This is a genomic window from Pseudomonas sp. LBUM1655, assembly GCF_059716085.1.
The window spans coordinates 3,420,530-3,446,995 of sequence record NZ_CP166801.1 but is presented as its reverse complement, the minus strand read 5'-3'; the positions used below and the strand labels follow the sequence as shown (position 1 = coordinate 3,446,995).

Here is a 26,466-nt window from a genome sequence, read left to right as displayed (position 1 = left end):
GCGTCACACATCGACCTGAAAGATCGAATCGATTATGGATTCAAAGCAAGACCCTCAGGTCGGTTTAGATCGCCAATATCACCGGCTCGGTTCCCTCTCCCTCGGGAGAGGGCCAGGGTGAGGGGAAAGCGGTCACCACCGACTCAACTGGCCAACTCGACCGAACGCACCCGCGCCCAATCCTCCACCAGCCGCGCCGGGGTGCCACACGCCTTGCGCTTATAAACAAAATTGCGGCATTTCTCGGCAAACCCGTTGCGGTTGTAAAGCATGTCTTCCTGCATTTCCTGCAACTCGCTTTCGCGGCATTGCTGGATCAGCACTTGATCAATCCGTGACTTGCGTTCACGCACAGCGGCGTAAGTCGGATCGCTCAAAACGCTGTTGGCCCGTTGCAACAACCACAATGAAAACTCATCAGGGCAACGCGGGCCGATTTCCTGAACCATGCCCAGTTGCAGCGCCTGGCTGGCACTCACCGGCAGACACGCTTGAGCCAATTGCTCGGCCATTGCCGGGCCGACGGCGCGGGGCAGGCTGTACGTCCAGTATTCCGAGCCATACAGGCCCATGCTTTTGTAATGCGGATTGAGCACGATATCGGCCCGGGCAAACACGATATCGGCAGCCAGAGCGAGCATCACACCACCGGCGCCGGCACTGCCCGCCACCCCGCTGACCACCAGTTGCCGCGCACTCAGTAACTCTTCACAGACGTCATCGATCGCCTGAATATTCGCCCAGGCTTCAGCGCCCGGATCCTGCGCGGCCTGAATCACATTGAAATGCACACCGTTGGAAAAGCTCCCGCGCCCACCCTTGATCAGCAACACCTGAGTGTCGCGGGACTTGGCCCAGCGCAACGCTTCAACCATGCGCCGGCATTGCTCAGTGCTCATGGCGCCGTTGTAGAACTCGAAGGTCAGCTCGCCGACATGCCCGGACTCGCGGTAACGAATCGGCTGATACGCTTCGTCGCTGAACGGCTGACTGGCAATCGACCAGTCCAGCGTCGGTACATCGACCAATTGCCCGGCCAGCACGTGCCGCGCCGGTTGCTTGAAGGTCTCTTCGCCGGGCTGCGGTTTGCGCCGCAGCGAGCCGATCCACACACTCTGATCACCGGTCGCGACCAGCACCGCATCGTCATGCACCGCGAGAATTTCGCCGGGCATGCCGGTGCGCGAGTCCAGGTGCGCGTCGTAAACGTAATACTGCCCGCCGGCGAGGCTTGCCAGCACGCCGGGCTGGCCGTCCGCCGCGTCTATGCAGCGCTTGATGAAGTGTGCGCAGTCGTGCCAACTGAAGCTGCGATCAACCTGCTTCATGTTCGGCTGCAAACGCCCGCGTACTGTCGGGTCGGTGTCGTCCAGCACCACTGGCACGAAGCCTTCAACGAATTTTTCCACCACTTCGCGAATGCAGCGAATGGCCGCATCACTGACTCGACCGTTGTACAACTCGGATTTGCGCAATCCGGGCGGCAGATTGAATTCGCAGGTAGCCCAGACCGGCCCGGCGTCCATTTCCTCGACCGCTTGCAGCGCCGTCACGCCCCAGCGTGTCAGCTCGTTGGTAATCGCCCAGTCCAGCGCACTGGCGCCACGATCGCCAACGATGCCGGGATGGATGATCACCACCGGGCGTTCAGTATTGCTCCACAGCGCTTGCGGGACGCGGTCCTTGAGGAACGGGCAGACCACCAGATCGGCGCCGCTGTGTTCAATCTGCTCGCACACTGAGGCCTCGTCGGTAAACACCACGACACTGGGCGAATGCCCAGCTTCACGCAGGTCCAGCCAGGCACGTTGGGTCAGGCCGTTAAACGCCGACGACAGCAGAATGATGTTGAGTGGTCGCATGAAAGTTCTTCCTTGAATGGGATCAGCCGCAGGCTCCCGGTGAGCCTTCCCTGGCCTTCGATGGAGCCGGAAGATTAATCAGTGACCGCTCGCACACCAGTGATCGAGATCAACGTTGTGTCAGCCAATTTCTTTGGCGCTCAAACGCAAAATCCCGCCATAAGGGCGGGATTTGTTTGAAGCTGAACTGCAGTCTTACGAAGGGAACAGCTCGGACAGTTTCATGGCCAGCATCATGTCGCCTTCAGCGCGCAGTTTGCCGCCCATGAACGCTTGCATGCCGTCGGTCGAACCGTCGACGATGCCTTCCAGGGTTTCGCCGTCCATGACCAGAGTGACCTGGGCGTCCGGGTTCTCGCCTTCTTTCAGCTCGCAGGTGCTGTCTTTGACGATCAGCGAGAAGTTTTTGGTCTCGTCGATGCGGAAACCGAAGACCAGATCCAGACCGGCAGCAGCGGCTGGGTTGAACTTGGCTTTCATTGCTTGTACGGCATCAGCTACGGAGGTCATGGTTCGATCCTTTCTTGGGTAATAAGAGCTGGTTGATTACAGCAAGGGTCACAGTAATCCGGACTCAGCGAAAAGTGATGAGTTCCGGAGCCTTCAACAGTTGCAGGTGCGCATGACTGTTGAAGGAGGCCAACGCCACCTCGCGACCGCGGAATTTCAACTGGTTGAGCGAGGTGTTGACGATTTGCCAGTTCAGTTCAAAGGCCTGTTTCGCAGGCATTTGCGTAATGAGGTGGAGCAGGGCAGTGATGGTGCCACCGGACGTGAACACGGCGATTTTCTGGTTTTTCTCTGCTTGTTCGAGAATCCGGTGCAATCCGGCCTGGACCCTCTCGACAAAACCCAGCCAGCTTTCCAGCCCCGGGGTGTCGTAAGTGCCAGCCAGCCAGCGCTCGATGATCAGGGCGAAAATGCGCTGGAATTCACTGCGGTTTTGCGCGGCGTTGCGCAGGATGTCGAGGGCTTCCGGCTCGTCCGGGAGCATCGCCGGGAGCAGGGCGCGGATCACCGCGTCGGCATCGAATTCGTTGAACGCGGAATCGGTTTCCAGGGTTGGCACCGACAGGCCTTTTGCGGTGAATTGCTCCAGCGCGCTGGTAGCCGTGTGCTGCTGGCGGCGCAGGTCACCGCAGAGGCAGCGATCGAAGCTGATCCCCAGTTCGGCGAGGTGCTGGCCGAGGATTTCTGCCTGGCGCACACCGGTCGGCGACAGGACGTCATAGTCGTCTGCACCAAAGGAGGCCTGGCCATGTCGAATCAAGTAGATGCTGCCCACGTCCGCGTCATCCCGGTACGTTGAAGGTTTGGCGAGGTTATGAGGATGATGGAGAGCTGTCAATGAAAAAACATACGCTTGTTTGAAATGCCCGTTACAGGCGTGTTGCCAGAGGTTTCACGGCTGGCCGACGAGCCAGCGCATGGGTATGCTGGAGCCATCCCGCGTGTGTGTTACATCCACGCATCGTTTTAAGGAGTCTCTGTGGAGTTTTTGTCCGAATACGCCAGCTTCCTGGCCAAGACCGTCACTCTGGTGATCGCCATTCTGGTGGTGCTCGCCAGTTTTGCCGCATTGCGCAGCAAGGGTCGGCGCAAGTCGGCTGGCCAGTTGCAGGTCAGCAAGCTCAATGATTTCTATAAAGGCCTGCGTGAGCGCCTGGAGCAAACCCTGCTCGACAAGGATCAGCTCAAAGCCTTGCGCAAGAGCGAGGCCAAGACCGAAAAAAGCGAGAAGAAACAGAAGAAAAAGCCTGAGGTTAAACCACGGGTGTTTGTGCTGGATTTCGACGGCGACATCAAAGCCTCGGCCACCGAGAGTCTGCGTCATGAGATCACTGCGCTGCTGACCCTCGCCACACCAAAGGACGAAGTCGTCCTGCGTCTGGAAAGCGGCGGTGGCATGGTGCACAGCTATGGACTGGCTTCGTCGCAACTGGCGCGAATCCGCGAAGCCGGCGTGCCGCTGACCGTGTGCATCGACAAGGTCGCGGCGAGCGGCGGCTACATGATGGCGTGCATCGGCGAAAAGATTATCAGCGCGCCGTTCGCGATTCTCGGCTCGATTGGCGTGGTCGCGCAATTGCCCAACGTCAACCGCTTGCTGAAAAAACACGACATCGATTTCGAAGTGCTGACTGCCGGTGAATACAAACGCACCCTGACCGTGTTTGGCGAAAATACCGAGAAAGGCCGCGAGAAATTCCAGGAAGACCTCGACATTACCCATCAACTGTTCAAGAACTTCGTTGCCCGCTACCGCCCGCAACTGGCTATCGATGACGTGGCGACCGGCGAAGTCTGGCTCGGCGTCGCGGCGCTGGACAAGCAATTGGTCGATGAACTCAAGACCAGCGATGAATATCTCGCGCAAAAAGCCAAGCAGGCCGAGGTTTATCACCTGCATTACGCCGAACGCAAAAGCCTGCAGGAACGCATTGGCATGGCGGCCAGCGGTTCGGTCGATCGCGTGCTGTTGAGTTGGTGGAGTCGTTTGACCCAGCAACGCTTCTGGTAAACAGTCAGGCATAAAAAACGCCGGTCAATGACCGGCGTTTTTTTGTGTCCAGTAAACCGAAGGCTTAGCGGCGACGGAACAGCGGCAGCGGTTCGTCAGTGGCGGCCTGATAGGTCACCGAGAAGTCCTTGAGACCTTCGAGGGCTTCATAGGGATCTTTGTCCGGACGTACGGCGAAGGCATCGAAACCGCAGCGATGCATGTAGAACAGTTGGTCGCGCAGCACATCGCCAATCGCCCGCAGTTCACCTTTGAAACCGTAACGGTCACGCAGCAGACGCGCGTTGGAGTAGTTGCGGCCGTCGGTAAACGCCGGGAAGTTCAGCGCGATCACCTGGAAATCGGCGACGTCGTCACCAATCTCCTCGGCTTCTTCATCGGCGTCCAGCCATACGCCCAGGCCGCCGTCGCGGGCCTTGAGCATACGGCTATGTTCGCGCCACAGCTGCAATGGCACGATCAGATCGTCACAGTTGCTGATCTCGTCGATGTTGAAATCCTTCGGCAGCAGATGCCAGGTTTCGTCGACGACTTCGTTGTTCTTAATGATTCGCTGCATAGACGCGTTCCTTGAAGAGGTCGATGCCAATACGCTGATAGGTGTCGATGAAGCGCTCGTCTTCGGTACGTTGTTCCACGTACACGTCGATCAGCTTCGAGATGACGTCAGGCATGGCTTCCTGAGCGAAGGACGGGCCGAGGATCTTGCCCAGACTCGCGTCACGGCTGGCACTGCCGCCGAGGGACACCTGGTAGAACTCTTCACCTTTCTTGTCCACCCCGAGGATGCCGATGTGGCCGACGTGGTGGTGACCGCAGGCGTTCATGCAACCGGAGATATTCAGGTCCAGTTCGCCGATGTCGAACAGATAGTCCAGATCGTCGAAACGACGCTGGATCGATTCGGCAATCGGGATCGACTTGGCATTGGCCAGCGAGCAGAAATCACCGCCCGGGCAGCAGATGATGTCGGTCAGCAGGCCGATGTTCGGCGTGGCAAAACCGCCTTCACGCAGCTCGCCCCACAGGGTGAACAACTGGCTCTGCTCGACGTCGGCCAGAATGATGTTCTGCTCATGGGAGGTGCGCAGTTGACCGAAGCTGTAGCGGTCGGCCAGATCGGCGACGGCGTCAAGCTGCTTGTCGGTGATGTCGCCCGGCGCGACGCCAGTCGGTTTCAGCGACAGGGTCACGGCCACATAACCCGGCTTCTTGTGCGCCAGGGTATTGCGGGTGCGCCAGCGAGCGAAGCCTGGATGTTCTTTATCGAGATCGGCCAACTGGGTAGTCTGGTTTTCCAGCGCCTTGTAGTCCGGGTCGACGAAGTGCTTGGCGACGCGATCCAGTTCGGCTTCGGTCAATGTGGTCTGGCCACCGCGCAGGTGTTCCATTTCCGCATCGACTTTCTGTGCGAACACTTCAGGCGTCAGTGCCTTGACGAGGATCTTGATCCGCGCCTTGTATTTGTTGTCGCGACGGCCGTAGCGGTTGTAGACCCGCAGGATCGCGTCGAGGTAGCTCAACAGGTCCTGCCACGGCAGGAACTCATTGATGAACGCGCCGACTACCGGGGTACGACCGAGGCCGCCGCCCACCAGCACGCGGAAACCCAGCTCGCCGGTTTCGTTGTGCACCGGCTCAAGGCCGATGTCGTGAACTTCGATGGCTGCACGGTCAGCGGTCGAACCGTTGACGGCGATCTTGAATTTACGCGGCAGGTAAGCGAATTCCGGGTGGAAAGTAGTCCACTGACGGACGATTTCGCACCATGGGCGTGGGTCGATCACCTCGTCGGCGGCGACACCGGCGAACTGGTCAGTAGTGACGTTGCGCAGGCAGTTGCCACTGGTCTGGATCGCGTGCATCTGCACGGTGGCCAGTTCAGCGAGGATGTCCGGGATATCTTCCACCGCCGGCCAGTTGAACTGCACGTTCTGCCGCGTACTGATGTGGGCGTAGCCCTTGTCGTAGTCACGGGCAATCTTGGCCATCATGCGGGTCTGACGCGAAGTCAGCTGGCCGTAAGGCACTGCCACACGCAACATCGGCGCAAAACGCTGGATGTACAGGCCATTTTGCAGGCGCAGGGGGCGGAACTCTTCTTCGCTCAGCTCACCTGCCAGATAGCGTCGGGTCTGATCACGGAACTGCTTGACGCGGTCCTCGATGATCCGCTGATCGTACTCGTCGTATACGTACATATAAGTCCTGTTCTCAGGCTTGGGCTACTCGGAAAACGCTGCGTTTTCGCTTGCTGGAGTCCGATTTTGCCTCTGCAATTCTGCGCGCACGGCCGCGCACTCACTAACGGAGCCGGGGCAATATACCCGTTTGCAGTTATGCGCAAAAGTGATGTTTGAGTATATGTAAAGAACCAAATCGCCTAACGAGAACGGTTATTAGCTAATCCACATTTGTCGTGCGGACAATCATCGTCTTAACTGTGGACGAGTCTTTCTGCAATCACCGATAAAACCGATAAGAGGCGATGCAATGAGCAATCCGACCAAAGCAAGGAAAAGCGATAGCAGCGTTGATGCCTGGGCAATTCTGTTCCTGATCATTCTGGTAGTAGGGACGGCGGTATTCTGGGTCAGTCATCAGTAAACGACCCGTCCGGGCCCGGCCCCGACGATTGTCGGACAAAAAACGGGATCAGGCGTCAATAGCCAGTGATTGAATGGCTATAATGCGCGGCCATTTTTCCTCGGGCCCGGATGCTTCATGTGCAAGTTTCTTCACCTCAGTCTGCTGCTGTTCGGCGCGTTTTTCACAACCTGCGCTCGGGCGGAGTCGTTGCTGTTCCTCAATCCGGGCTCGACCCAGGAAGCCTTCTGGGTCAGCTATTCGCAATTCATGCAGGCGGCCGCTCGGGACCTGGGCATTGATCTACAAATCCTCTATTCACAGCGCCAACCCGAACTGACGCTGGCTCAGGCCCGCGTTGCGTTGCAGGGGCCGAATCGTCCCGATTACCTGATATTCGTCAACGAACAGTATGTCGCGCCGCAGATTCTGCGTCTGGCCGACAACAGCGGGGTGAAGCTGTTCATGGTCAATGCCGCCCTGACGTCTGATCAGCAGGCTTTGGTGGGCGAACGCAGCGACCGGGTCGGCAGTCTGGTGCCGAACGACGAGGAGGGCGGGTATTTGATGATGAAGGAATTGATTCGTCTGCACCCGCCCGTGGCTCGGAATGAGCCTATCGAACTGCTCGCGTTTTCCGGGTTGAAGATCACCCCGTCTGCGCAGTTGCGGGAGCGCGGTATGCAGCGCGCGTTGGCCGAGCATCCGCAGGTGCGCTTGCGCCAATTGGTCTACAGCGGCTGGACGCAGCAACGTGCCTATGAACAGGCGAAACAGTTGTTCGCCCGCTACCCGAACGTGTCACTGGTGTGGTCGGCCAACGATGAAATGGCGTTTGGTGCGATGCGGGCGTTTTCCGAGACTGGCAAGAACCCAGGCAAAGATGCGTTATTCAGCGCGGTCAATTCCTCACCCGCAGCATTGCAGGCGCTGATCGACGGCCGCTTGAGCGCGTTGCTGGGCGGACACTTCACCTTGGGTGGCTGGGCGCTGGTAGAGCTGCATGATCATGAGCAGGGCGTCGATCTGGAGCAGTACGGCGGTCGCGATCGTCAGTTGCCATTGATGCAACTGATCGACAAGGCCCACGCCCGGCGAATGCTGGCCATGGGCGCCTCGCCGGATTACGGCGTGAATTTCCGCAAGCTCTCGGCCAAGGGGCGCCCGGCCTCGTACCGCTACCCGTTCAGCTTGCAGACCCTGATGCACTGAAGCGCGTCAGACACCGGCGAAATGCACCACCAGTTTGACGATGGCAAATAGCGTCAAGGCAAACACCGCAGTGAACAGAATGCCCAACATCACAAAATGGCTGGGCTTGCCATGGGTGAAGTCCCTTGCCCGATTCTTTCCGCTCTGCACCCCGAACGCCGCCGCCATCACGCTGTGCAGCATCTGCCAGAAGCTCGGCGGTTTGTTGTCGACTGGATCGTCCATAAATCCCTCGTCTGCCGTGTGTGTCAGACAAGCATAGCCAACCCCTGAAAAAAAGATCGCAGCCTCCGGCAGCTCCTGCACTGGAATGAGTTCACCCTGCAGGAGCTGCCGAAGGCTGCGATCTTTTTAGTTGTCGTAACCCAGGTTCGGCGCCAACCACCGCTCGGTCACACTCAACTCCTGACCTTTGCGCGAGGTGTAACTCGCCACCTGATCCTTGTCGACCTTGCCCACGGCAAAGTACTGCGCCTGCGGATGAGCGAAATACCAGCCGCTGACCGCTGCGGCCGGGAACATCGCGTAGTGTTCGGTGAGGAACACACCGCTGCGTCCGGCGCGCATTTCCTGTGCCTCGGGATCGAGCAGGGCAAACAACGCGGCTTTTTCGGTGTGATCCGGGCAGGCCGGGTAGCCTGGAGCAGGGCGGATGCCGCTGTAGTGCTCTTTGATCAGCGCTTCGTTGTCGAGGGTTTCGTCCTTGGCATAACCCCAGTGCTCTTTACGCACCTGCTGGTGCAGCCACTCGGCGCAAGCTTCGGCCAAACGGTCGGCCAGAGCCTTGACCATGATCGAGTTGTAATCGTCGCCGGCGTCCTGATAGGCCTTGGCCACTTCTTCGGCGCCAATGCCGGCGGTGGTGATGAAGCCGCCGACATAGTCGGTCACTTCGCTGTCTTTTGGCGCAACAAAGTCGGCCAGCGAGAAGTTCGGCTTGCCGTCGGTCTTGATAATCTGCTGGCGCAGGTGATGCAGCTTGGCCAATGGCTTGCCGTCGTCACCGTACAGCTCGATATCGTCGTCATGCACCTGATTGGCCGGCCAGAAACCGAACACGGCGCGGGCACTGATCAGTTTCTCGTCGATCAGCTTGGCGAGCATCTCTTGCGCGTCCTTGTACAGCGAGGTGGCGGCTTCACCGACCACTTCGTCTTCGAGGATGCGCGGGAACTTGCCGGCCAGATCCCAGGAAATGAAGAACGGCGTCCAGTCGATGTATTCGGCCAACACCTTGAGATCAATGTTATCCAGCACCTTGCTGCCGGTGAACGTCGGTTTGACCGGCTCGTAAGTCGCCCAGTCGAACTGCGGCTTCTTGGCGATGGCGGCGGCGTAGCTCAGGCGCTCGGTACGGGCGCTGCGGTTGGCGGTGCGCTCGCGCACTTCGACGTATTCGGCACGGGTTCTTTCGACAAACCCGGCTTTCAATTCTTTCGACAGCAACTGCGTCGCCACGCCCACGGCGCGGGAGGCGTCGGTCACGTAGACCACCGCGTCGTTGCTGTACTTCGGCTCGATCTTCACGGCGGTGTGCGCCTTGGAAGTGGTCGCACCACCGATCATCAGCGGCAAATGGAAATCCTGACGCTGCATCTCGCGGGCCACGTGAACCATTTCATCCAGCGACGGCGTGATCAGGCCGGACAGGCCGATGATGTCGCATTTCTGCTCTTTGGCCACTTGCAGGATCTTCTCCGCCGGCACCATCACGCCGAGGTCGACGATGTCGTAGCCGTTGCAACCGAGCACCACGCCGACAATGTTCTTGCCGATGTCGTGCACGTCACCCTTTACGGTGGCCATGAGGATCTTGCCCTTGGCCTCCGGCTTGTCGCCTTTTTCCAGTTCGATGAACGGGATCAGATGCGCTACGGCCTGTTTCATCACTCGGGCGGATTTCACCACTTGTGGCAGGAACATTTTGCCGGCGCCGAACAGGTCGCCGACGATGTTCATACCCGACATCAGCGGACCTTCGATCACCTCGATCGGACGGGTGAACGACTGGCGCGATTCTTCGGTGTCTTCGACGATGTGGGTGGTGATGCCCTTGACCAGCGCATGCTCCAGGCGCTTGTTGACGTCCCAGTTGCGCCACTCCTCGGTCTCGGCTTCCTTGACGCTGCCGTCGCCCTTGTACTTGTCGGCGATGGCGAGCAGGGCGTCGGTGCCGTTCGGGGTGCGGTTGAGCACCACGTCTTCGACGGCGTCGCGCAGCTCCACAGGGATCTGGTCATAGATTTCCAGCTGCCCGGCGTTGACGATACCCATGGTCAGGCCGGCGCGGATCGCATACAGCAGAAACACCGAGTGAATCGCTTCACGCACCGGGTTGTTGCCCCGGAACGAGAACGACACGTTGGACACGCCGCCGGAGGTCAGCGCATACGGCAGTTCGTCGCGGATGTAGGCGCAGGCATTGATGAAGTCCACAGCGTAGTTGTTGTGTTCTTCGATGCCGGTGGCCACGGCGAAGATGTTCGGGTCGAAGATGATGTCTTCCGGCGGGAAGCCGACTTCATTGACCAGAATGTCGTAGGAGCGTTTGCAGATCTCTTTCTTGCGCGCTTCGGTGTCGGCCTGACCCGCTTCGTCGAACGCCATCACCACCACGGCGGCGCCGTAGCGCTTGCACAGCTTGGCGTGATGGATGAACTGCTCGACGCCTTCTTTCATGCTGATCGAGTTGACGATGCCCTTGCCCTGAATGCACTTGAGGCCGGCTTCGATCACTTCCCATTTCGAGGAGTCGATCATGATCGGTACGCGGGAGATGTCCGGCTCACCGGCAATCAGATTGAGGAAGGTCACCATGGCCTTCTTCGAATCGAGCATCCCTTCGTCCATGTTGATGTCGATCACCTGCGCGCCGGCCTCGACCTGTTGCAGGGCGACTTCCAGCGCTTCGGTGTAGTTGTCTTCACGGATCAGACGGGCGAATTTGGCGGAACCGGTGATGTTGGTGCGCTCGCCGACGTTGACGAACAACGAGCTGCGATCGATGGTAAACGGCTCCAGACCCGACAGGCGGCATGCCTTGGGAATGTCCGGAATCTGTCGCGGCGCATAACCGGCCACGGCTTTGGCGATGGCTTCAATGTGCCCCGGCGTGGTGCCGCAGCAACCGCCGACAATATTGAGGAAGCCGCTTTGAGCGAACTCTTCGATGACCATGGCGGTTTGCGACGGCAGTTCGTCGTACTCGCCGAATTCGTTCGGCAGGCCGGCGTTCGGGTGCGCAGAAACGTGGGTGCTGGCCTTGTTCGACAGCTCTTCGAGGTACGGACGCAATTCACTGGCGCCGAGTGCGCAGTTCAAGCCGACTGAGATCGGCTTGGCGTGGGCCACGGAGTTCCAGAACGCTTCGGTGGTCTGGCCCGACAGCGTCCGGCCGGAGGCGTCAGTAATGGTGCCGGAAATCATGATCGGCAGTTCGATGTGCAGCTCTTCGAACACGCCTTGCACCGCGAAGATGGCTGCTTTGGCGTTGAGGGTGTCGAAAATGGTTTCGATCAGGATCAGGTCGGCGCCGCCCTCGATCAGACCTTTGGTGGCTTCGGTGTAGTTTTCAACCAACTCATCAAAGGTGACGTTGCGGTAGCCGGGGTTGTTGACGTCAGGCGACAGCGAGCAGGTTCGGCTGGTCGGGCCGAGCACGCCGGCGACGAAACGCGGCTTGTCCGGGTTCTCGGCGGTCTTGGCATCGGCGATCCTGCGTGCCAGGCGCGCGCCTTCTACGTTGAGTTCGTAAGCCAGTTCTTCCATGCCGTAGTCGGCCATGGAAATGCGCGTGGCGTTGAAGGTGTTGGTTTCCAGAATGTCGGCGCCGGCATCCAGGTAAGCTTTTTCGATGCCACCGATCACGTCCGGACGGGTGATCACCAAGAGGTCGTTGTTGCCTTTGACGTCACTCGGCCAGTCCGCAAAGCGTTTGCCGCGATAATCCTGCTCTTCGAGCTTGTAGCTCTGGATCATCGTGCCCATACCGCCGTCGAGTATCAGGATGCGCTCTTTGAGGGCTTGCTTGAGAGCTTGAAGGCGGACACTGCGATCGGACATGTGGACTACTCGGAAAGACCATTACGAAGGAGCGGGATCATAACAAACCTGTGCGCTTTTAGAGCATGCAGGGGTTTTTCATGAATATCGCTCATGTTGGTACGAACGTCATACTGTAGAATCGCGGCGTTTTTCTTCAGGATCGGGATCAAGGGCATGTCGTACCGCGTCATCAGCATTGTGTTGCTGTTTTTAAGCTGGGGCGCCGTTGCGCAAGAGCCCAAGATCTCTTATAGCCGCGATATCCAACCGATATTCACCGAGAAGTGCGTTGCTTGCCATGCGTGCTACGACTCCGCTTGTCAGCTCAATCTGGGCAGCGGCGAAGGGGCGGGCCGTGGAGCAAGCAAGATGCCCGTCTACGACGGCGAGCGCACTGAAGCGGCGCCGACTACCCGATTGTTTTACGACGCCTTCGGCAAACGTGCCTGGCAGCAGAAAGGCTTCTATTCGGTGCTCGATGCCCAGGGCAGTCAGGCCGCGCTGATGGCGCGCATGTTGGAGCTGGGGCACAAAACTCCTTTGACGCCCAACGCCAAATTGCCGGAAGACATTGTGCTCGGCCTCAATCGTGAAAACATGTGTGCAATGCCCGCCGAGTTTGACGGCTATGCCGGTGCTCACCCGAAAGAGGGCATGCCGCTGGCCGTGACCGGGCTGACCAATCAGCAATACCAGACCCTGCAACGCTGGCTGGCGTCCGGCGCGCCGATTGACGAACAAGGCCTGGCGCCGAGCGCCAAAGAGGCGATGCAAATCGTCCAATGGGAAAACCTGCTCAACACTCCCGGCGCCCGGCAAAGTCTGGTCGGGCGCTGGTTGTTCGAACACTGGTATCTCGCGCACATCTATTTCAAGGATGGCGAGCCGGGGCATTACTTTCAGTGGGTGCGATCGCGCACGCCGACCGGTCAGCCGATCGACCTGATCGCTACCCGTCGCCCCAACGATGATCCAGGGACGCAGGTGTATTACCGCTTGTGGCCGGTACAAGGGGTGATCGTGCACAAAACCCACATCACTTATCCGCTGAGCGCGGCGAAGATGGCGCGGGTCAAAAGCCTGTTCTACAGCGGCAACTGGCAAGTCAGCGCCTTGCCGGGCTACGGGCCACAGAGCCGGGCCAATCCGTTTGCCACGTTTGAGGCGATTCCGGCGCAGGCGCGCTATCAGTTCATGCTCGATAACGCCGAATATTTCGTCCGCACGTTTATTCGCGGTCCGGTGTGCCGTGGTCAGATCGCCACCGACGTGATCCGCGATAACTTCTGGGCGCTGTTCCAGGCGCCGGAGCATGACCTCTATATCACCGACCCGAACTATCGCGGCCAGGCCACACCGTTGCTGGCGATGCCCGGGCAGAACGACGATGTCGGCAGCGTCCTGGGCTTGTGGCGCAATTACCGTGACAAACGTAACGAATATGAAGCCCTGCGCCGCGACAGCTATGCCGATTTGCCGGCGCCGAGCTGGTCGACCCTGTGGGCCGGCAACGACAACGCGCTGCTGAGCATTTTCCGTCACTTCGACAGCGCCTCGGTGAGCAAAGGCCTGGTCGGCGAAGTGCCGCAAACCATGTGGCTATTCGACTATCCGCTGCTGGAACGCACTTATTACCAGTTGGCGGTCAACTTCGATGTGTTCGGCAACGTCTCCCATCAGGCGCAAACCCGCCTGTATTTCGACTTGATCCGCAACGGTGCCGAGCAGAACTTCCTGCGCCTGATGCCGGCCGATTCCCGCGAGGACTATCTCGACGATTGGTATCAGAGCAGCGGCCAGTTCAAGATGTGGCTCGATTACGAAGCCATTGACGACGACAAGCCGACCGGGTTGAAGCTGGACGAGAAAAACCCGAAATACGATTTCGCCATGCAATTGTTGGCGCGCTATGGCGATCTCAATGCTCGGCCTGATCCGATCAACCGCTGCGACGGCGCCTATTGCTCGCGGCCGAATATTGATCCTGCATTGCAAAATGCCGAACAGGCGCTGAGTCGCCTGGCATCGCGTCCGGCCGCCGGCCTGAAGGTTATCGAACAGTTACCGGAAGCGACGATGTTGCGCATCGAGACTGCCAGCGGCAAACGCGAGGTTTACAGCCTGTTGCGCAACCGCGCGCACAGCAACGTGGCGTTTTTGCTTGGTGAATCGCTGCGGTATCAGCCAGGTTTGGACACCTTGACCATTTATCCCGGCGTGCTGAGCAGCTATCCGAACTTCATGTTCAACATTCCCGCAGACCAGGTCTCTGAGTTTGTCGATGCGATGGAAAACGCCAAGGACGCCAATCGTTTCGAGAAAATCGTCGAGCGCTGGGGAATTCGGCGCAGTCATCCGCAATTCTGGTTCTATTTCCACGATCTGAGCCAATCCATGCACGAGACCGAACCGGTGGAAGAGGGTGTGCTGGACATGAACCGCTATGAGAATCTTTGATCGATTAAGGTGCGCGGGCAGTCCCAACTTCTTGAGGCGCCCGTAGCCCCTACAAAGTGGTCAATTATAAAGTTTTGCAATGGAGGGCCGTCGATGTTGATTTCAGTGCAAGCGCTGCGCGCACTGGCCGCCTGGATGGTGGTGGGGCATCACGTCATGCAGATTTTCTATAACTTCGAGCCTGATGGGCCAGTAGGTCGAGTGTTTGTCGACCAAGGGGCGGCGGGCGTCGATATATTTTTCGTCATCAGTGGCCTGGTGATGTATTTGTCGACGGCGGACAAAGACCTGACACCCAGGCAATTCATGACAATGCGGTTGATGCGTATCGCGCCGGCTTACTGGTTTTACACGCTCCTGGCGGCACTGTTGCTGATGGTAATTCCGGAGGCGTTCCCCGATGAACGGCTGGGCTGGACGAATTTTCTGTTGTCGCTGTTGTTCGTCGCCAGCGAAAACCCCGGCGGCTTCGGTGTTTACCCGACGTTGAACGTCGGATGGACGCTGAACTTCGAAATGCTTTTTTACCTGCTGTTTGCCGGCGCATTGCTGTTCCCGCTCAATGCGCGGATAGCAGTGGTCGCGTTTCTGTTGTTATGCGTTTGCTATGGGCTGACCGCCTTGGGCTGGATCAGTGAGTTTTACCATTCGGAACTGGTCTTCGAGTTTTTGCTGGGAATGGGCGTTGGCATGCTTTATCACCGCGGCTGGATCAGGCCGGGTCTTTGGCTGCCGATTCTGGCAATCGCCATGGCACTGCTGGCGATCTATTACTGGTTCGGCGAATCGCAGGTATTGGCCTGGGGCGTTCCGGGTGCAGTGCTGGTGACGGCGGCGCTGTCCCTTGAGCGCTTTGCCAAAAACAGTCGGCTGCTCAAAGCGTTGGGCGACTGCTCCTATTCCGTCTATCTACTGCATACGCTGGTGTTGATGCTTGGGCATTATCTGGCACAGCGTCACTCGCTCAACCCGCACGGGGTGATCGCGGTTTGTCTGGTGTTGATCACCGGCGGCAGCTGGGCCAGTTACCGCTGGATCGAAAGGGCCGGATATCGGCACTTGCAGCATTGGCGTGAGCGACCGTCGCCAGCCTGATGCGTCTGGTTCGCTTTCCTGACAAAAATACTGGGACTTTGTCCGGCGCGCCGATTGGCGTAAACTCCGCCACAAGCCTGCGAGGAGTTTCCATGACCGCTATTACCATTACCGACGCCGCCCACGATTACCTGGCCGATCTGCTCTCCAAGCAGAACACCCCGGGTATCGGTATCCGCGTCTTCATCACCCAGCCTGGCACCCAGTACGCCGAAACCTGCATTGCCTACTGCAAGCCGGGCGAAGAAAAACCTGAAGACACCGCGCTGGGGCTGAAAAGCTTCACCGCTTATATCGATTCGTTCAGCGAAGCATTCCTGGATGACGCGGTAGTCGACTATGCCACTGATCGCATGGGCGGCCAGCTGACCATCAAGGCGCCAAACGCCAAAGTACCGATGGTCAACGCCGACAGCCCGGTCAACGAGCGCATCAATTACTACCTGCAAACCGAAATCAACCCGGGGCTGGCCAGCCACGGCGGTCAGGTCAGCCTGATCGATGTGGTTGAAGACGGCATTGCCGTGCTGCAGTTCGGCGGCGGTTGCCAAGGCTGCGGTCAGGCCGACGTGACGTTGAAGGAAGGCATCGAGCGCACATTGCTCGAGCGTATTCCTGAGCTCAAGGGCGTTCGCGATGTGACCGACCACACGCAGAAAGAAAACGCCTACTACTAAGTAAGGTGTTCACCGCGAACATAAAAAACGGCGCCCCGTGAGCGCCGTTTTTTGTGCCTGCGATTAATGAGTGACTAATGACTTTGTGGCGAGGGGATTTATCCCCGATCGGGTGCGAAGCAGCCGCAAAACTGGAACTGCTGCGCAGTTCATCGGGGATAAATCCCCTCGCCACAGGTTTTGTGTCTGGCCACAAAAGTTCTTCAAATCAGGGTCGATAAAGATGCGCATGCCCCGCGCGATACAGCGATGACTCGCTAAACACCTCACTCCCCAACACCCGCCCAACCAGAATCAATGCCGTGCGCCGAAACCCCTTGGCCACTACCTTCTCGGCAATATCCTCGATTGTTCCCACCACCCAATCCTGATCCGGCCATGTTGCCCGGTGAATCACTGCAATCGGGCAATCCGCGCCGTAATGGGGGCGTAGTTCAGCGAGGATCTTCTCCAAATGATTGACCCCCAGATGAATCGCCATGGTCGCGCCATGCTGCGCCAAACTGCCCAGCTCCTCGCCCGCCGGCATTGCGGTTTTGTCGGCATAGCGGGTCAGAATTACGCTCTGTGAGACATCGGGCAGGGTCAGTTCGGCACCCAGCAATGCTGCGCACGCGGCGGTAGCCGTCACCCCTGGAATGATTTCGAACGGAATATCCAGCTCACGCAAATAGCGAATCTGCTCGCCAATCGCGCCATACAGGCTCGGATCGCCGGAATGCACTCGCGCCACATCCTGGCCCTTGGCATGGGCGGCTTTGATCAGGTCGATGATCTGTTCCAGATGCAGCTCCGCGCTGTTTATCACGGTTTCTGCTTGATGACCGTCGAGCACAGCCGCCGGTACCAGCGAACCTGCATAGATGATCACCGGGCAACTGCGGATCAGCCGCTGACCTTTGACGGTGATCAGTTCCGGGTCGCCGGGGCCGGCGCCGATGAAGTAAACAGTCATCGTTGAATCCTTTGGAAAAGAGGCGCAGCAATGCTTCAGATGAAGATCGCTCATGATCGATGGCGGGGATTATCGGGATTTTACGCGGCGCCGGCCAATGCCAGCGTTGCCTGCGCGTACTTTTGCCGGGAGATCAGCAGTTTGGCCGGCGCCTGAATCAGTTGTTCAGCCAGTGCCAACGCCGCACTTTCCGCTACTCCATAGCAACCGGTGCGTTCATAGGCGATCTGCGAGTGGTGACTGAGCTGTTGCTGGTAACTGGCCAATTGTTCACTGCTGAAGTACAGCAACGGCAAGGCCAATTGTGCGGCGAGTTCTTGTAAGCCCGGCTCATCACGCTTCAAGTCGATACTGGCCAGGGCTTTGACTGCTTCCAGTTCGATGCGATGGGCCTGCAAGGCTTGATCGAGTAACGCGCGCAGCGTGCTGGCGGGGCAGCCGCGCTGGCAGCCCAGACCGACCACGAAAGTCGGCGCTGCGCGGTTATTCGTCATGCGTGGTAGTGGCCATCGCTTTTGCGGCGGAACAACCAGGCACTGATCAGGCCCAGGGCCAGCCAGAACGCTACGTTGGTCAACTGCGAAGCGATTTTGAACTGTGCTTCGAGGGCTTCTGGCGCCAGCATCGAATGCACTTCCGGTTGCGGGGCGCCAATCACATGCGGCACGGCAAGGATCGCCACACCGAGGATCTTCATCAGCCAGTGACGGCTGAACGCGATCAACGCCAGACCTGCGGCGGTGGAGGCGGCAGTGCTGATCCACCAGAGCTGCCGGGAAGCCAGATCCGCCGCAGCAGTGCCTGGCAATTCAGGCGGCAAGCCCAGGGTCGGTGCCAGAACGAACGTAGCGTAACCGGCCAGACCCCAGAGCAGACCTTGCGAAGTTTTGGTCGGTGCACGCAGGGTGTACAGGCCGGCAAGCATCAGGGCAAAACCCACGGCCACTACCAGATTGCCGCCGGTGGTCGATACCACGCGCTGCCAGCCGTCTTCCGGCTCCCACGCTTCAGCATCGTGAGTATGGGCAGTGGCACCGGCAGCGTGTTCGTGAACCTCAGCCGCCGGTTCGGATTTTTCGTAGGTCTCGGCCTGCAGAATCAGCGGCGAAACCCAGAAACTTTGCAGCAGCGTAAGGAGCAGGGCGGCCAGAAGACCGGTGAAACCTGCGGTTTGCGCAATTCGCTTGATCATGTCGGCAGGTCTCAGTGGCACGGGAACGCGGCGCTGTGGCGGGTATCGTGGGCGGCGTTGTGCACTGCTTCGATGTGCGAGAAACCGGCGAAGTAAACCAGGCTGGCGCCGAGGATCGACGCGAAGATGGCGGCGGTCAGGCGTTGGCTCAGGGTGCTGGTGCTGGCGATTTTATCCGTGTTGCTGCCGGTGCTGCTGATGATCGACATGGCGCTTCCCTCTGGAATGTCAGCGGGGTAATAGAGCGCATGAAAACCCCTGCGAATCGGGCACGCAGGGGTTCGAACAGCGCCCGCCCACCGCGGGTTTGTTATGTTCAGCGACGCAAGTGCGCACTGTGTGTTGCGGGCCGGTCTCCGGGCTCACGAGGGGTTGGCGTCAGGCCGACCTGCAAGCGTCACCTTCCCATGCCGTCATGGCACAGTGGATTCGACGCTTCTCTCGCTTACCGTTGCGGGGGCAGCACCGGACTGACATGGCTTTAGAGTAAAGCACATGATTCACCGGTTTCCCGTTTCACCCTGTGAAGGGCACCCGTAACAAGTTGCGTAGGAGAGCATGTTGGGGGGATTTGAGTCAATTGAATGGGGGCATATCCGTTGCTGCGGTGATGGCTTATTACGGTTCCGCCCTTACGGCGGGTCACTTTGGCAAACGCCCCAAAGTAACCAAAGGTCTGTGCCCTGACGTTCGGCCCTCGCTGTGGCTCGGGTTCCTTCGCTCCGGGATTGATCCGGGCGCATCGCCTCCGGTTTGCTGCGCTGCACCTCCTCTCGATGTGTTCGACTGCGTCGAACGGTCGCTGCGCTCCCACCCCCGGATCAATCCCTCCACTCAGCCTGCCGACGGGCGCTTAGATCAAAAGCGTTACTCGAGCTAACGCTCATTGTGTTGAGTGGGGCGGCATGCGCCGCGTGTGGGGGGTATTCATATCCTTGTGGGGGCTGCCAGCGATGGCGGCCTGACAGCCGACCAAGGGCAGGGCGCGATTTATTCCCCTGTAGGAGCTGCCGAAGGCTGCGATCTTTTGATCTGCTTTGGCTTTGGCTTTGGCTTTTGACGTTGCTTTTGATCTCCAGGCCCATCGGCAGGCCGAGCGAAGGTGTTCATCCGGGGGGTTGGCGCGCAGCGCCGTGCGGCGAAGCCGCATCCATCGAGAGGAGGTGCAGCGAAGCAAACCGGAGGCGATGCCCCCGGATGGACACCGTAGCGAGGGAACACTGAGCCTAGGCGAAGTGCCGTACGTCAGGGGGCAGCCTTTTTGGTTACTTTTTCGGCGTCTGGAAAAAGTGACCCGCCGTAAGGGCGGAACCCTAATCAGCAACACCCGCAGCAACGGATATGCCCCCAAACCAAACATTGACCCATAAGCAAGCCATGCGTAGCCTTGCGCTTTCGAGGTTCTTCGGCGCGTGCCGAAGCTAAGAAGGGAACGCGGTCAAAGCCGCGGCTGCCCCCGCAACTGTGAACGGTGATGTTCGCTGCCACGCCACTGCCAGCCCCTGCAAAAGGGCGCCAGCGGGAAGGCGCAGCAAACGCCAGGCCCCAACGCCTGAACACCGTCAGCCAGGAGACCTGCCTCGTCACAGATTCTCACTACAACCGGGCGGGGTGATCCGGTGGCGAATGCTTCCGGCGCGTGCTCGCGTTGCCGGTTCTCGTCCCGTATGCCCGCCACCTTGCCAAAGGGCATCCGATGAAAACACTGGCCAAACTCCCCGTCACCATCGTCACCGGCTTCCTCGGCTCGGGCAAAACCACCTTGCTGCGGCACATGCTCGACAACGCTCAGGGCCGCCGCATCGCGGTGATCGTCAACGAGTTCGGCGAGCTGGGCATCGATGGTGAGATCCTCAAGCAATGCACCATCGGTTGCACCGAAGAAGAAGCCACCGGCCGCGTTTACGAACTGGCCAACGGCTGCCTGTGCTGCACCGTTCAGGAAGAGTTCTTCCCGGTAATGCGCGAACTGGTTGCCCGTCGCGGCGACCTCGACCACATCCTCATCGAAACCTCCGGTCTGGCCCTGCCAAAACCACTGGTACAAGCCTTCCAATGGCCGGAAATCCGCAGCGCCTGCACCGTTGACGCGGTGATCACCGTGGTCGACAGCCCGGCCGTGGCTGCTGGCACCTTCGCCGCGTTCCCGGATCAGGTCGACGCCCAGCGCAAACTCGACCCGAACCTGGACCACGAATCGCCGCTGCACGAGCTGTTCGCCGACCAACTGGCCAGCGCCGATCTGGTCATCCTCAACAAGGCCGATCAGACCAGCCCGGAAGACCTTGCGCGCGTACGCCTTGAAGTCGCCGAAGAACTGCCGCCAGCAGTCAAAATCGTCGAAGCCAGCAACGGTCGCCTGCCGCTGGACGTGCTGATCGGCCTCGGCGCCGGTTCCGAAGAACACATCGACAGCCGCCACAGCCATCACGATCACCACCACGACGGTGACGACGACCATGATGACCACGATCACGACGCTTTCGATTCGATCTCCATCGAGCTGCCGCAAGCCGACGAAAGCCTGCTGCTCGACGCCCTGACGCAACTGGTGGTCCAGCACGGCATCCTGCGTGTGAAGGGTTTTGCAGCGATCCCGAACAAGCCTATGCGCCTGCTGATTCAAGGCGTGGGCACGCGTTTCGACAAGCATTTCGACCGTCAGTGGGGCGCCGAAGAAGCGCGCGTCACGCGTCTGGTGCTGATCGGTCAGGAACTCGACGCCGCTCAACTCGAAGCGCAACTGCGCGCTGCGCTTAGCGTTTAAGCCATGCACCTGCTCAGGACCCAGCCCGGCGGTTTCGTGTCGGATGACAACATTGCCGACCTTGGCCAAACCCCCGCCGAGCTGGTGATCCTGTGCAGCGGCGACTCCAGCCTGGCGCTGCTCGCCGAAGCCGCGCAGCAGTTGCCCGAGGATTATCCGAGCCTGCGTCTGGCCAACCCGATGCAGGTGCAGAATCACGCCTCGGTCGATTTGTACGTCGACGAAGTGTTGCGCCATGCCAAGGTGATTGTGATCTCGCTGCACGGCGGCATTGCGTATTGGCGCTACGGTGTCGAGCGTTTGGTCGAGCTAGCCGAGCGTGGCGTGCAGGTGATCATGGTCCCGGGCTGCGATCGCCCCGATCCGGAACTCAGCGATCTGAGCACCGTCGCAGCCGAGGATCGCGACCGGCTCTGGCAGTTTTTGCGTCAGGGCGGCATGGGCAACGCGCTGGATTTCTTCAGCTGTCTGGCCAACCGTTGGCTGGCCCGTGATTACACCTGGGGCGAGCCGCAAGCACTGCCGCGCACGGCGATTTACCATCCTCACAAAACCTCCGCCGCACTGAGTGACTGGCAAGCCGAATGGCTGCCCGAGCAACCGGTGGCGGCGGTGCTGTTTTACCGCTCGCACCTGCAAGCGGCGAACACGGCGTTCATCGATGTTTTCTGCCAGCGTTTGCAAGCAGCGGGATTGAATCCGTTGCCGATCGCGGTAGCCAGTTTGAAAGAGCCCGGCTGCCTCTCGGTGGTCGAGGATTGGCTGGATGAAGTCGAGGCGGGGGTGATTCTCAACACCACCGGTTTTGCCCAATCCAGTCCTGAAGCACCGGATCTGCGGCCGTTTCGTCGCAATATTCCGGTGATTCAGGCGATCTGCGCCCAGGACAACGAACCCGGCTGGCGTGACAGCGAGCAGGGCCTCGGCCCTCGCGATCTGGCAATGCACATTGCCTTGCCGGAACTTGACGGGCGCATCATCAGTCGGCCGATCAGCTTCAAGGATCTGGCCTGGCGCAGCGAGCGCAGCCAGTCCGATGTGGTCTGCTATCGGGCGCAACCCGAGCGCATGGATTTCGTCGCCGAACTGGCGCGCCGCTGGATCGATCTGGCGCGGGTGCCGAATGCCGAGAAACGGATTGCACTGATTCTCGCCAACTACCCGACCCGCGACGGACGCATCGGTAACGGCGTCGGCCTCGACACGCCGGCGGCGGCGCTGAATATCCTTCGCGCATTGCAGGCTGAGGGTTATCCGGTCACGGCAGAGTTGCCGGATACCGGCACCGAGTTGATTCAGCAATTGCTCGGCGGCGTCAGCAACGATCTCGACACGATTGATCTGCGTCCATGCCAGCAAAGTCTGGCGATGGACGACTATCTGTTGATGTTCAACGCGCTCCCCGAGGCCAATCGCGCTGCGGTAGTCGCGCGTTGGGGCTCGCCGCAAAACGATCCGATGTATCGCGACGGGCGAATGATGATCGCCGGCCTGCGCTTTGGCCTGACCTTCGTTGGCATCCAGCCGGCGCGGGGTTATCAGGTCGATCCGAGCGCGGTCTATCACGACCCGGATCTGGTGCCGCCCCACGGTTATCTGGCGTTCTATTTCTGGCTGCGCAACACCTACGGCGCCCACGGCGTGATCCACGTCGGCAAGCACGGCAACCTCGAATGGCTGCCGGGCAAAGGCGTGGGGCTGTCGGAAAACTGCTGGCCGGATGCGTTGCTCGGGCCGCTGCCAAACATCTACCCATTTATCGTCAACGATCCGGGCGAGGGCGCCCAGGCCAAACGGCGCACGCAAGCGGTGATCATCGACCACCTGATGCCGCCACTGACTCGCGCCGAAACCTATGGGCCGCTGCGTAATCTGGAACTGCTGGCGGACGAATATTACGAGGCGCAACTGCTTGATCCGCGTCGTGCCCGCGAGTTGCAACGGGACATTCTGCAACTGGTGCGTGACACGCAGATCGACCGTGAACTGCAACTCGACGCGGCGCTGGACAGCGACGCCGATGCGGCGATCTGGCTGCCGCGTCTCGACACCTATTTGTGTGATCTGAAGGAATCGCAGATCCGCGATGGCTTGCACATCTTTGGCGAATCGCCGAGCGGGCGGTTGCGCATCGATACCTTGCTGGCGCTGCTGCGCATTCCTCGGGGCGACGGCAAAGGTGCGCAGTCGAGTCTGCTGCGGGCGTTGGCCAAGGCGTTTGAGTTGGAGTTTGATCCGCTCGATTGCGCACTGGCTGATCCGTGGACGGGCCCGCGTCCTGTCGAACTGCAAGCGGTCAGCGATGAAGTCTGGCGTACTGCCGGCGATACCCGCGAGCGCCTGGAGTTGTTCGCCACTGAGTTGATCGCAAAGACACTGCACAACCCCTGTAGGAGTGAGGCTGCTCGCGAAGGCGTTATGTCAGCTGACATCTCTTCCACAGAAACACCGCTATCGCGAGCAGGCTCACTCCTGCAGGAAGCGGGTTGGGGGCAAGTCAGCGCCATCATCGACAACCTGCGTGAAGTCGTCGCCCCACGCCTGGACGCCTGTGGCCCGGCGGAAATGCGCGGATTGCTCGACGCCCTCAGCGGCCGTTTCGTCCCCGCCGGCCCGAGCGGCGCGCCAAGTCGCGGTCGTCTCGACGTATTGCCCACCGGCCGCAACTTCTACTCGGTCGACGTGCGCAACCTGCCGACCACCACCGCGTGGCGCATCGGTTTCCAGTCGGCCACGCTGATTCTCGAACGGCACTTGCAGGATCACGGCGATCACTTGCGTCAGCTAGGCCTGTCGGTGTGGGGCACCGCGACCATGCGCACCGGCGGCGATGATATCGCCCAGGCCATGGCGCTGATGGGCGTGCGGCCGGTGTGGGCCACCGGCAGTCAGCGCGTCGATGATTTCGAGATTCTGCCGCTGAGTTTGCTGGACCGACCACGGGTCGACGTGACGTTGCGAGTTTCAGGATTCTTCCGCGATGCGTTTGCCAACCTGATTCGTTTGTTCGATGCGGCCGTGCAAGCGGTGGCTGCGCTGGACGAGCCGGATGATCTCAACCCGTTGGCCGCCAAGGTGCGCGCTGAGCGTGAGGCTCTGCTGCAATCGGGTCTGGATGAAGAGGCTGCGCGGCGTCAGGCCGGGTGGCGAATCTTCGGCGCCAAACCGGGTGCCTACGGCGCGGGCGTGCAGGGCGCCATCGACGGTCGTTTGTGGCAGAGTCGCGAGGATCTGGCTGAGGTTTACTTGAACTGGGGCGCCTACGCTTATGGCGGTTCTGATGAGGGCACCGCTGCTCGCGAACAATTCGTCCAGCGCCTGAGTCAGGTACAAGCGGTTCTGCAAAACCAGGACAACCGCGAGCACGACTTGCTCGATTCCAACGACTATTACCAGTTCCAGGGCGGCATGCTCGCTGCCGTCGAGACTTTGCGGGGCGAAGCGGCGGCCAGTTATCACGGCGATCACAGCCAGCCGGATCTGCCGAAGATCCGCACTCTGAAAGAAGAGCTGAACCGGGTAATCCGCTCGCGGGCGGCGAATCCAAAATGGATCGACGGGGTCAAGCGTCACGGCTATAAAGGCGCGTTCGAAATGGCGGCGACGGTGGATAACCTGTTTGCCTTCGATGCCACCACGCAGTTGATCGACGATCACCAGTACGCGCTGCTGGCCGATGCCTATCTGCTCGATCCGGCAACGCGGGATTTTGTTCGTGAGCATAACCCGCACGCGCTTCGTGACATGACCGAGCGCATGCTGGAAGCGCAGCAGCGCGGGATGTGGCAGGAGCCGGGGGCCTATAAAGAGGCGCTTGAGAATTTGTTGCTGGATATAGAAGAAGACATGTAGCGCTTCAATAAAGCCACCCCCTCACCCCAGCCCTCTCCCCCAAGGGGGAGAGGGGGAAAGGGAGCCGATTTGCAGGGCGTTCAAAACTTGAGTTCGACTCGACAGTTCAGGTCGGTGGACCTTGAAAGAGCACCTCGGTCAGTTCCCTCTCCCACTGGGAGAGGGCTAGGGTGAGGGCAACTCCACCTGACACACCAAAACTCTCAAGAACACCGACGACCACGACAGAGATCAATCCAAATGACCGACACCCCACATTTCCCACTCTCCGCCGTGGTCGGCGCCGACGATCTGAAACTCGCCCTGTGCCTCACCGCCATCGACCCGAAAATCGGCGGCGTACTCATCGAAGGCCCACGCGGGATGGCTAAAACCACTCTGGCGCGAGGCTTGGCGGATCTGCTCGCCAGCGGCCAGTTCGTCACGCTACCGCTGGGCGCCACCGAAGAGCGGCTGGTCGGTACGCTCGATCTCGACGCGGCCCTGAGCGACGGTCGCGCGCAGTTTTCCCCCGGTGTGCTGGCCAAGGCCGATGGCGGCGTGCTCTACGTCGATGAAGTCAACTTGTTGCCTGATCACTTGGTGGATCTGCTGCTCGATGTCGCTGCCAGCGGCACCAACCTGATCGAGCGCGACGGCATCTCCCATCGGCATTCGGCGAAGTTCGTCCTGATCGGCACCATGAACCCGGAAGAGGGTGAGTTGCGCCCGCAACTGCTCGACCGCTTTGGTCTGAATGTCGCCCTCAGTGGCCACACCGCACCGACCGAGCGTGGGCAGATCATCCGTCGTCGTCTCGACTTCGATAGCGACCCGCAAGCGTTCTGCGCGCTTTGGGAAACCGAGCAACAAACCCTTCGCGAACGTTGTGAACATGCCCGAGTCACCTTGGCCGATATTCCTCTGGATGATGCGGCGCTGGCGCAAATCACCGAGCGTTGTTTTGCCGCTGGCGTCGATGGTTTGCGCGCGGATCTGGTGTGGTTGCGCGCTGCCCGCGCTCACGCGGCATGGCGAGGAGCTGAAGTGATCGGCGAAGAAGATATCGACGCCGTGGCCGAATTTGCCTTGCGCCATCGTCGTCGTGAACAAACCCCGTCGAGTCCTCAGCAACAACCCGCGCAATCCCCAGCCAACGCGCAGGCCAACCCGAACGAAGGGCAGGGCCAGTGGGGCGACATGCCGGCTTCAGCGCTTGCCACCGGCAGCCGTCGTGAAGTGCCGAGCTGGCCAAAAAAGATGTAGG

19 protein-coding genes and 2 riboswitches are annotated in these 26,466 nt (G+C 59.9%); of the genes, 8 read left to right on the top strand and 11 right to left on the bottom strand.

Annotated elements, in window-relative coordinates; translation table 11 throughout:
• Positions 1 to 143 precede the first annotated feature (143 nt).
• The 3 genes from ACA074_RS15330 to ACA074_RS15320 all read right to left on the bottom strand — a co-directional run bounded on the left by ACA074_RS15330 (position 144) and on the right by ACA074_RS15320 (position 3,147).
• On the bottom strand, positions 144 to 1,862 hold the full coding sequence (locus ACA074_RS15330; protein ID WP_497677284.1) for a hydrogenase maturation protein: 1,719 nt from the start codon (positions 1,860 to 1,862) through the stop codon (positions 144 to 146).
• 195 nt (positions 1,863 to 2,057) lie between these two features.
• Positions 2,058 to 2,372: an SCP2 sterol-binding domain-containing protein gene (locus ACA074_RS15325; RefSeq protein ID WP_047598615.1), complete on the bottom strand. Its 315-nt coding sequence runs from the start codon at positions 2,370 to 2,372 to the stop codon at positions 2,058 to 2,060.
• A 64-nt stretch (positions 2,373 to 2,436) separates the two neighbouring features.
• The gene (locus tag ACA074_RS15320; RefSeq protein ID WP_305438180.1) at positions 2,437 to 3,147 is read right to left on the bottom strand and encodes a histidine phosphatase family protein; all 711 of its coding nucleotides are present in this window, start codon (positions 3,145 to 3,147) and stop codon (positions 2,437 to 2,439) included.
• Positions 3,148 to 3,351: 204 nt separating this feature from the next.
• Between ACA074_RS15320 and sohB the strand changes: the two genes are divergently transcribed.
• Positions 3,352 to 4,383: a protease SohB gene (gene sohB / locus ACA074_RS15315; protein ID WP_187679811.1), complete on the top strand. Its 1,032-nt coding sequence runs from the start codon at positions 3,352 to 3,354 to the stop codon at positions 4,381 to 4,383.
• 64 nt (positions 4,384 to 4,447) lie between these two features.
• On the opposite strand, the gene ACA074_RS15310 is transcribed toward sohB, so the two are convergent.
• Both ACA074_RS15310 and ACA074_RS15305 read right to left on the bottom strand, forming a co-directional pair.
• Entirely contained in the window at positions 4,448 to 4,942 is a 495-nt protein-coding gene (locus ACA074_RS15310) for a DUF934 domain-containing protein (protein ID WP_187679813.1), read from the bottom strand.
• The gene (locus ACA074_RS15305; RefSeq protein WP_497677283.1) at positions 4,926 to 6,584 is read right to left on the bottom strand and encodes a nitrite/sulfite reductase; all 1,659 of its coding nucleotides are present in this window, start codon (positions 6,582 to 6,584) and stop codon (positions 4,926 to 4,928) included. The genes ACA074_RS15310 and ACA074_RS15305 overlap by 17 nt, the downstream gene beginning before the upstream one ends.
• A gap of 523 nt (positions 6,585 to 7,107) precedes the next feature.
• Between ACA074_RS15305 and ACA074_RS15300 the strand changes: the two genes are divergently transcribed.
• On the top strand, positions 7,108 to 8,181 hold the full coding sequence (locus ACA074_RS15300; RefSeq protein WP_497677282.1) for an ABC transporter substrate-binding protein: 1,074 nt from the start codon (positions 7,108 to 7,110) through the stop codon (positions 8,179 to 8,181).
• A 6-nt stretch (positions 8,182 to 8,187) separates the two neighbouring features.
• On the opposite strand, the gene ACA074_RS15295 is transcribed toward ACA074_RS15300, so the two are convergent.
• Positions 8,188 to 8,406: a DUF2970 domain-containing protein gene (locus ACA074_RS15295; RefSeq protein WP_401266795.1), complete on the bottom strand. Its 219-nt coding sequence runs from the start codon at positions 8,404 to 8,406 to the stop codon at positions 8,188 to 8,190.
• 126 nt (positions 8,407 to 8,532) lie between these two features.
• Positions 8,533 to 12,243 carry a methionine synthase gene (gene metH, locus ACA074_RS15290; protein ID WP_497677281.1) on the bottom strand — a complete coding sequence of 1,237 codons (3,711 nt, stop codon included), beginning with the start codon at positions 12,241 to 12,243 and terminating at the stop codon, positions 8,533 to 8,535.
• Between the two features lie 156 nt (positions 12,244 to 12,399).
• On the opposite strand from metH, the gene ACA074_RS15285 reads away from it, so the two are divergent.
• The 3 genes from ACA074_RS15285 (at position 12,400) to nfuA (ending at position 16,454) form a co-directional block, all read left to right on the top strand.
• Positions 12,400 to 14,682, top strand: coding sequence for a fatty acid cis/trans isomerase (locus tag ACA074_RS15285; RefSeq protein WP_497677280.1), 2,283 nt, complete (start codon positions 12,400 to 12,402; stop codon positions 14,680 to 14,682).
• A gap of 93 nt (positions 14,683 to 14,775) precedes the next feature.
• Complete coding sequence (locus ACA074_RS15280) at positions 14,776 to 15,777, top strand: acyltransferase family protein (RefSeq protein WP_497677279.1); 1,002 nt, start codon at positions 14,776 to 14,778, stop codon at positions 15,775 to 15,777.
• A gap of 92 nt (positions 15,778 to 15,869) precedes the next feature.
• The gene (gene nfuA, locus ACA074_RS15275) at positions 15,870 to 16,454 is read left to right on the top strand and encodes a Fe-S biogenesis protein NfuA (RefSeq protein WP_003225494.1); all 585 of its coding nucleotides are present in this window, start codon (positions 15,870 to 15,872) and stop codon (positions 16,452 to 16,454) included.
• 208 nt (positions 16,455 to 16,662) lie between these two features.
• On the opposite strand, the gene cobM is transcribed toward nfuA, so the two are convergent.
• The 4 genes from cobM to ACA074_RS15255 form a co-directional block, all read right to left on the bottom strand.
• Positions 16,663 to 17,409 carry a precorrin-4 C(11)-methyltransferase gene (gene cobM, locus ACA074_RS15270; protein ID WP_497677278.1) on the bottom strand — a complete coding sequence of 249 codons (747 nt, stop codon included), beginning with the start codon at positions 17,407 to 17,409 and terminating at the stop codon, positions 16,663 to 16,665.
• 80 nt (positions 17,410 to 17,489) lie between these two features.
• Positions 17,490 to 17,903, bottom strand: coding sequence for a cobalamin biosynthesis protein (locus ACA074_RS15265; protein WP_401263825.1), 414 nt, complete (start codon positions 17,901 to 17,903; stop codon positions 17,490 to 17,492).
• Positions 17,900 to 18,601, bottom strand: coding sequence for a CbtA family protein (locus ACA074_RS15260; protein WP_489879481.1), 702 nt, complete (start codon positions 18,599 to 18,601; stop codon positions 17,900 to 17,902). Before ACA074_RS15260 ends, ACA074_RS15265 begins: the two co-directional genes overlap by 4 nt.
• A gap of 11 nt (positions 18,602 to 18,612) precedes the next feature.
• Complete coding sequence (locus tag ACA074_RS15255) at positions 18,613 to 18,810, bottom strand: CbtB domain-containing protein (protein ID WP_187679823.1); 198 nt, start codon at positions 18,808 to 18,810, stop codon at positions 18,613 to 18,615.
• A gap of 121 nt (positions 18,811 to 18,931) precedes the next feature.
• Positions 18,932 to 19,154: riboswitch (cobalamin riboswitch) on the bottom strand.
• A gap of 828 nt (positions 19,155 to 19,982) precedes the next feature.
• A riboswitch (cobalamin riboswitch) is annotated at positions 19,983 to 20,198 on the top strand.
• Between the two features lie 99 nt (positions 20,199 to 20,297).
• Here ACA074_RS15255 and cobW point away from each other — a divergent pair.
• From cobW to ACA074_RS15240, 3 genes are all read left to right on the top strand, one after another.
• On the top strand, positions 20,298 to 21,368 hold the full coding sequence (cobW, locus tag ACA074_RS15250; protein WP_489879482.1) for a cobalamin biosynthesis protein CobW: 1,071 nt from the start codon (positions 20,298 to 20,300) through the stop codon (positions 21,366 to 21,368).
• A gap of 3 nt (positions 21,369 to 21,371) precedes the next feature.
• Positions 21,372 to 25,220 carry a cobaltochelatase subunit CobN gene (gene cobN, locus ACA074_RS15245; RefSeq protein ID WP_497677277.1) on the top strand — a complete coding sequence of 1,283 codons (3,849 nt, stop codon included), beginning with the start codon at positions 21,372 to 21,374 and terminating at the stop codon, positions 25,218 to 25,220.
• Positions 25,221 to 25,460: 240 nt separating this feature from the next.
• Positions 25,461 to 26,465, top strand: a complete 1,005-nt coding sequence (locus ACA074_RS15240) for a magnesium chelatase ATPase subunit I (protein WP_497677276.1) — start codon at positions 25,461 to 25,463, stop codon at positions 26,463 to 26,465.
• Position 26,466 lies beyond the last annotated feature (1 nt).

What these genes read in the sequence shown, in the direction of transcription:
- ACA074_RS15330 (WP_497677284.1), bottom strand. Translation starts at nt 1,862, where the DNA reads ATGCGACCACTCAACATCATTCTGCTGTCGTCGGCGTTTAACGGCCTG.
- ACA074_RS15305 (WP_497677283.1), bottom strand. Translation starts at nt 6,584, where the DNA reads ATGTACGTATACGACGAGTACGATCAGCGGATCATCGAGGACCGCGTC.
- ACA074_RS15295 (WP_401266795.1), bottom strand. Translation starts at nt 8,406, where the DNA reads ATGGACGATCCAGTCGACAACAAACCGCCGAGCTTCTGGCAGATGCTG.
- cobW (WP_489879482.1), top strand. Translation starts at nt 20,298, where the DNA reads ATGAAAACACTGGCCAAACTCCCCGTCACCATCGTCACCGGCTTCCTC.
- ACA074_RS15255 (WP_187679823.1), bottom strand. Translation starts at nt 18,810, where the DNA reads ATGTCGATCATCAGCAGCACCGGCAGCAACACGGATAAAATCGCCAGC.
- cobM (WP_497677278.1), bottom strand. Translation starts at nt 17,409, where the DNA reads ATGACTGTTTACTTCATCGGCGCCGGCCCCGGCGACCCGGAACTGATC.
- nfuA (WP_003225494.1), top strand. Translation starts at nt 15,870, where the DNA reads ATGACCGCTATTACCATTACCGACGCCGCCCACGATTACCTGGCCGAT.
- ACA074_RS15265 (WP_401263825.1), bottom strand. Translation starts at nt 17,903, where the DNA reads ATGACGAATAACCGCGCAGCGCCGACTTTCGTGGTCGGTCTGGGCTGC.
- ACA074_RS15260 (WP_489879481.1), bottom strand. Translation starts at nt 18,601, where the DNA reads ATGATCAAGCGAATTGCGCAAACCGCAGGTTTCACCGGTCTTCTGGCC.
- ACA074_RS15325 (WP_047598615.1), bottom strand. Translation starts at nt 2,372, where the DNA reads ATGACCTCCGTAGCTGATGCCGTACAAGCAATGAAAGCCAAGTTCAAC.
- ACA074_RS15280 (WP_497677279.1), top strand. Translation starts at nt 14,776, where the DNA reads ATGTTGATTTCAGTGCAAGCGCTGCGCGCACTGGCCGCCTGGATGGTG.
- ACA074_RS15300 (WP_497677282.1), top strand. Translation starts at nt 7,108, where the DNA reads ATGTGCAAGTTTCTTCACCTCAGTCTGCTGCTGTTCGGCGCGTTTTTC.
- cobN (WP_497677277.1), top strand. Translation starts at nt 21,372, where the DNA reads ATGCACCTGCTCAGGACCCAGCCCGGCGGTTTCGTGTCGGATGACAAC.
- ACA074_RS15285 (WP_497677280.1), top strand. Translation starts at nt 12,400, where the DNA reads ATGTCGTACCGCGTCATCAGCATTGTGTTGCTGTTTTTAAGCTGGGGC.
- metH (WP_497677281.1), bottom strand. Translation starts at nt 12,243, where the DNA reads ATGTCCGATCGCAGTGTCCGCCTTCAAGCTCTCAAGCAAGCCCTCAAA.
- ACA074_RS15240 (WP_497677276.1), top strand. Translation starts at nt 25,461, where the DNA reads ATGACCGACACCCCACATTTCCCACTCTCCGCCGTGGTCGGCGCCGAC.
- ACA074_RS15310 (WP_187679813.1), bottom strand. Translation starts at nt 4,942, where the DNA reads ATGCAGCGAATCATTAAGAACAACGAAGTCGTCGACGAAACCTGGCAT.